This is a genomic window from Corallococcus llansteffanensis, from assembly GCF_003612055.1.
Lineage (GTDB): Bacteria > Myxococcota > Myxococcia > Myxococcales > Myxococcaceae > Corallococcus > Corallococcus llansteffanensis.
The window spans coordinates 1-5,651 of record NZ_RAWB01000617.1 but is presented as its reverse complement, the minus strand read 5'-3'; the positions used below and the strand labels follow the sequence as shown (position 1 = coordinate 5,651).

6 protein-coding genes are annotated in these 5,651 nt (G+C 72.2%); 3 read left to right on the top strand and 3 right to left on the bottom strand.

The window, feature by feature from the left end; genetic code table 11:
• Window positions 1-1,669, top strand: a 1,669-nt coding sequence (locus tag D7V93_RS36555; RefSeq protein WP_120647759.1) for a sulfatase-like hydrolase/transferase, incomplete at its 5' end; no start/stop codon positions are given.
• Complete coding sequence (locus D7V93_RS36550; protein ID WP_244237722.1) at window positions 1,659-2,027, top strand: PaaI family thioesterase; 369 nt, start codon at window positions 1,659-1,661, stop codon at window positions 2,025-2,027. The genes D7V93_RS36555 and D7V93_RS36550, both read left to right, overlap by 11 nt.
• A gap of 85 nt (window positions 2,028-2,112) precedes the next feature.
• Here the strand turns inward: D7V93_RS36550 and D7V93_RS36545 are convergent, their stop codons facing one another.
• Together D7V93_RS36545 and D7V93_RS36540 are read right to left on the bottom strand one after the other, a co-directional pair.
• Window positions 2,113-2,676 (bottom strand): NADH-quinone oxidoreductase subunit B, encoded by a 564-nt coding sequence (locus D7V93_RS36545; protein ID WP_120609650.1) that lies wholly within the window; start codon window positions 2,674-2,676, stop codon window positions 2,113-2,115.
• Between the two features lie 6 nt (window positions 2,677-2,682).
• Window positions 2,683-3,051: an NADH-quinone oxidoreductase subunit A gene (locus D7V93_RS36540; RefSeq protein ID WP_120647757.1), complete on the bottom strand. Its 369-nt coding sequence runs from the start codon at window positions 3,049-3,051 to the stop codon at window positions 2,683-2,685.
• A gap of 179 nt (window positions 3,052-3,230) precedes the next feature.
• On the opposite strand from D7V93_RS36540, the gene D7V93_RS36535 reads away from it, so the two are divergent.
• Window positions 3,231-4,781 (top strand): methyl-accepting chemotaxis protein, encoded by a 1,551-nt coding sequence (locus tag D7V93_RS36535; protein ID WP_120647756.1) that lies wholly within the window; start codon window positions 3,231-3,233, stop codon window positions 4,779-4,781.
• Between the two features lie 13 nt (window positions 4,782-4,794).
• On the opposite strand, the gene D7V93_RS36530 is transcribed toward D7V93_RS36535, so the two are convergent.
• Window positions 4,795-5,622 (bottom strand): PHP domain-containing protein, encoded by an 828-nt coding sequence (locus tag D7V93_RS36530; RefSeq protein ID WP_120647755.1) that lies wholly within the window; start codon window positions 5,620-5,622, stop codon window positions 4,795-4,797.
• Window positions 5,623-5,651 lie beyond the last annotated feature (29 nt).

Sequence of the window (5,651 nt, the reverse complement as noted above, 5' to 3'; positions counted from 1 at the left end):
CTCCGGAGCTTCGGTCCCGGAGCCCGGGCGGGCAGGGCGCTCCTGGAGATGGGCCCTCGTTGCCGTGGCAGGCGTGGTGGCCCTGGGCGTGGTGGGGGCGGGGATGCGCGCTCCGGTGCCTGCGGGCCGGCAGCCGCTGGTGGTGGTCATCGGCATCGATGCGTTCCGGCCGGACCGGCTGGGTCCCACGGGGCGCGGGGTGGCTCCCCACGTCGAGCGCTTCCTCCAGGACGCGACGCTCTTCACGCGGGCCTATACGCCGGTGGCGCAGACGGAGCCCGCGTGGCGCTCGCTGCTCACCGCGCGGTGGCCGTACCGCACCGGCGTGCGCTACCCGCTGACGTCCGACGCACGCCTGGTGCTGGCGCCCACCTTCGCGGACCGGTTCTCGCAGGCCGGGTGGCGCACGGTGTTCGCGACCGACTGCTCGCGCTTCCACTTCGAGGGCCCGGCCTCCGGCTTCACGCAGCGCTGGCAGCCGCCGCGTGGCGCGCTCAACTTCGCGCTGGAGAAGCTGCGCTACCGGGCGCTGGGCCTCTTCGCGGACAACGCGCCAGGCGCCGCGTGGGTGCCGGAGTTCATCGACAACCGCGCGCTCGCGGGCATCCATGATCCGATGGGGTACGCCGAGCGGCTGTCCCAGGGGCTCGTGAACGAAGCGGCGGCGGGCCCGCTGCTCTTCGCCTTCCACGCCACGGCGGCGCACTTCCCGGGCGACCCGGTGTACCCGTTCTACCGCCGCTTCGTGCCCTCGTCCGAACCCCTGGCGCGCCGGCTGCGGATGCACTTCGCCCCGGTGTCGCCGGGCGCGAAGGGGGCGTGGACCCGCGAGGGCTCAGAAGGGCTCTACGACGAGCTGCTCGCGCAGGCGGACGCGCAGGTGGGGACGCTGCTGGACGCGCTCCGCCGCTCCGGCCGCTATGACGACGCGCTCATTGTCCTGCTGTCGGACCACGGCGAGAGCTTCTACGCGGACCGACCGGACCTGGCGGGCGCGACGTCCGTGCACGGCGCGCGCCTGGGCGACGAGGAGAACCGCATCCTGCTCGCGGTGAAGCCGCCCGGTGGCCGGGGCCTGGGGCCCGCGGAGGTCGACGCGCTGGCGCGACTGGTGGACGTGGGGCCCACGCTGCTGGAGTTGTCCGGCCTACCCGCGCTGCCGGAGGCGGACGGGGCGTCGCTCACGCCGCTGCTGCGAGGCGAGGAGCGGCCGCTCGCGCCCCTGTACGCGGAGACGGGCTACACGCACGTGAGCCCGGAGGTCTTCGACCCCGGCCACTGGCCCGGCGCGCCGCGCACCTTCGACGCGTACCGGCTGCGCCCGGATGGTGTCGTGGAGATGGGCGACGTGGCGGACGCGGCGGTGCTGCGAGAGAAGGACGCGGGTGCCTTCGACGGCCGGCGCTGGTGGGTGGACCGGCCGCAGGCGGACGGCAGCGTGCGGCGGACCTGCTCCGGTGAGTGTGAAGGGGCTGACGCGGAGGCGCTGGCGGCCTGGCTGGATGTCGTGCGGGAGCGCGCCCCGGAGTCCGCTTCACGTAGAGTCGCCGGCCATGTCGACGACCGAAACCCCCGGCCTCCAGGAAACGTACGCCCCCCACAACGCCTGCTTCGGGTGTGGCCCGGCCAACCCGAAGGGGCTGCGCATCCGCAGCCGCGTGGAGGGTGAGCTCATCGTCGCGGACTGGACGCCGGAGGAGCACCACCAGGCGTTCCCGGGCGTGCTCAACGGCGGCATCATCGGCGCGCTGCTGGACTGTCACTGCAACTGGACGGCGGCGTACCACCTGATGAAGGAGCAGGGCGTGGCGACCCCGCCGTGCACCGTCACCGCGGACTACGCCATCGTCCTCAAGCGCCCCACTCCCATGGGCGGGCCGGTGCACCTGTCCGCGAAGCCGGTGGAGATCCAAGGCGCCCGCGTCGTCGTGGAGGGCACCCTCACTGCGGGCGGCAAGGTGACGGCCACGTGCCGGGGCACCTTCGTCGCGGTGAAGGAAGGCCACCCCGCGTACCACCGCTGGTAGTTCGTGAAACGCCGCGGGCCCCGACACCGGCCTCGTCGAGGAGGCGGCGCGGGGCCCGTTGGAAGGCAGCGGTGGAAGGCGACGGCTACTTGCCCGCGGACAGCATGCGGGCGTGGTCGGACGCCGTCTGGTTGGGCTGGCCGGTGTCGCGCAGCCGGTGCACCTGGTTGCCGATCTTCTCCTGGAGCAGCATCAGGCCGTCCAGCACCTGCTCCGGACGGGGCGGGCAGCCGGGGATGTAGACGTCCACCGGGATGATGCGGTCGATGCCCTGGAGCACCGCGTAGTTGTCGTAGAAGCCGCCCGAGGACGCGCACACGCCGAACGCGACGACCCACTTGGGCTCGGTCATCTGCTCGTAGACGCGCTTGAGGATGGGGGCCTGCTTCAGGTTGATGGTGCCCACCACCATCAGCAGGTCCGCCTGGCGCGGCGAGAAGCGCGGGAACTCCGCGCCGAAGCGCGAGATGTCGTGCCGGCTGGCGGCCACGGACATGTACTCCATGCCGCAGCAGGCGGTGGCGTACGGGTACGTGAAGAGGGAGTACTTACGGGCCCAACCCAGGCCCTTGGACACCAGCTTCTGGAAGAAGCCCGTGGCCTCCTCCCGGCGGGTGACCATGATTGGAGCAATGTCGGTGTCAGCCATGATTCCTCAGCTCTCCCAGTCCAGGGCGCCCTTCTTCCAGACGTAGATAAGGCCCACGACCAGGGTCGACGCGAAAACCAACATCTCCGTGTAGCCGAACCAGCCGAGCGCCTGGAAGTTCACCGCCCAGGGGTACAGGAACACCGCTTCCACGTCGAACACGATGAACAGAAGCGCGATCACGTAGAACTTCACGGCGAAGCGCTGGCGGGCCGGACCGCTTGACTCCGAGCCTGCTTCGAAGGGGGACGACTTGGTGCTGCTCGGGCGCTTGGGGCCCAGGCGGCTGGTGACCTGCGGGATGATCATCGCGAGGACGCCGGCCAGCAGGAGCACCACCGCCAGCGGCAGGTACGGTGCGAGGGGTGTAGTCATCGGGCGCGGAACCTAATGACACCGCAGGCGCCGTGTCAAAGGGAAACGCCCCCGCCCCCGGAGCGCCAACCCCTTGAGAAGACGGCCGAATTGCCGCCTTCATCCGGCCTGCGTTTGACGCTCGGGGGGCCCACGCCTAGCGTCATCGCTTTCCGATCATCGCCTGGGGAGCAGCCGACATGTGGGGGCGTCTGAGCTTGCGGATGCAGGTGGCGATCGCGGTGTTGCTCCCGTGCCTCGCGGTGGTGTTCTTCAGCGGGGTGTACTTCCCGGCCCGGCAGCGCGCCGCCGCGCTGGAGGTGCTGTCCCAGCGGGCCGTGACGGTGGCGACGCTGGTGTCCCGGCACCCGGCGCTCTTCCTCCCGGACTCCGCGCCGGACGCCCGCGCGCGGCGCGCCGACGTCTTCTCCCAGGTGGAGTCCGGCGGCTTCACCCTCCAGTTCCAGGAGCTGGCCCGTGCGGACGGGACGGTGCTCGAGGCGCGCGGCAACGTGACGTCCGTCCTGTCGCAGCCGGTGACGACGCCCCGGTTCGGCGCGTGCGCGGTGGCGCGGAGTCCGGAGGTGGTGGTGGTGCGCTGCGAGCACGACGGGCTCGTGTACCGCGCGGGCTTCGGCACCGACGAGGTGCAGGCCGCGGTGTCGGCGACGGAGGGGTACTCGCTGCTGGGCTACCTGGGCGCCGCGGTGCTGGGGCTGGGCCTGGCGGTCATCATCAGCCGCGCCATCGCGGACCCCGTGGCGCGCGTGACGCAGGTGGCGCGCGACGTGGCCCGGGGCGACATGTCCCGAGGGGAGCTGGACGTGTCCGCCGCCGGCGAGGTGCGCCTGATGGCGACCTCCTTCAACGAGATGCTGGGCACGCTGCGCTCCACGGTGATGGAGCTGGTGGCGCGCACGGAGCAGCTGTCCAGCGCGTCGCGCGGGCTGATGGGCGCCTCCGCGGATCAGGAGCACGTCATCAGCCAGCAGGCCGCGTACGCGCAGCAGATCGCCGCGACGTTCGAGGAGCTGAGCCGCACCGCCGAGCAGATCTCCTCCTCCACGGAGGTGGTGGAGACGAGCGCGCGGCGCACCCATGACGCGGTGGCCGAGGCGATGGCGGTGGTGGCCCAGGTGGTGGGCGGCATCAGCGACATCCGCATCGAATCCAAGGGTGTGGCGGACGCCATCGTGGGGCTGAACAAGGACCTGCAGCAGGTCTCCAAGATTGCCCAGGTCATCAACCAGGTGGCGGAGAGAAGCGACCTGCTGGCGCTCAACGCGGCGCTGGAGGGCACCAAGGCGGGCGACGTGGGGCGGGGCTTCTCGCTGGTGGCCGCGGAGATGCGGAAGCTGGCGGAGAACGTGTCCGCGTCCGCGCGCGACATCGCCCGCATCGTGGAGAAGGTGCAGGACTCCGGCGAGGAGGCCGCGTCCAAGGCGCGCGTGGGCATGGCGACGAGCGACCGGGGCGTGGAGGTGGCCGAGCAGGCGTCCGCCGTCTTCCTGCGCATCGTGGACCTGGCGCGCGGCACCAGCGAGGCGGCGCGGCAGATCACCATCGCCACGCGGCAGCAGCGTCAGTCCAGCGAGCAGGCGGTGCAGGGGGCTCGCAACGTGGCGGACCTGGTGAAGCAGGGCGTGGACGCCACCGGCCGCACCACCCGCATCGCCCAGGACCTCCAGGCCGTCGCCGAAGGGCTCACCGCCGTGACGAGCCGCTTCAAGACCCAGCAGCCGCGCTCCTGACGGACTGAGGCCTTCAGGCCCGGAGGCCCGGCGCGCGGGCGCGCAGCTTCTGGAACAGCTCCGGGGGCATGGCCGCGACGCCCAGGCGGTGGTCCGGCGACACCTCCTCGCCGTGGAAGTCGCTGCCGAAGGTGGGCACCAGGTCGAACTCCGCCGCGAGCGCCAGGTACTTCTGCCGCAGGCCCGGGTTGTGGTCCTGGCTCAGGACCTCCAGGCCGGACAGGCCCGCCTGGGCCAGGGCCTTGATCTCCACGCGCTCCATCTTGGAGGAGCCGGGGTGCGCGAGCGTCGCGGTGCCGCCCGCGTCGCGGATGAGGCGGATGGCCTCCGCACCCTCCAGCTTGAAGCGCTCCACCCACGCGGCGCGGCCCGTGCCCAGGAAGCGATCGAACGCGGCCTTCATGTCCAGGCACCAGCCCTGGTTCACCAGCACCCGCGCCAGGTGCGGCCGTCCGAGCTGCGCGTCTCCGGCCACCTTCAGCACGTGCTCCATGCGCACCGGGAAGCCCAATTCGCGCATGCGGGCGACCATCGCCTCCATGCGGTGGGTGCGCTCGTCGCGCAGCCGGTCCGCGAAGCGCGCCAGGGCGGGGTCCTCCGGGGAGAGGAAGTGGCCCAGGATGTGGGCCTCCTTGCCGTGGATGAAGGCCGACAGCTCGATGCCGGGCACCAGCTCCACGCCGAGCGCGCGGGCGGCCTCCCGGGCCTCGGCGAGCCCCGCCACCGTGTCGTGGTCCGTCACCGCCAGGACCGTCACCCCGGCGGCGGCGGCGCGCGCCACCAGCGTCGCGGGCGGGTACTGGCCGTCACTGGCGGTGGTGTGCGAATGCAGGTCGATCATGGCGGCCCTCCAGGGGGGCGGGCGGGGAG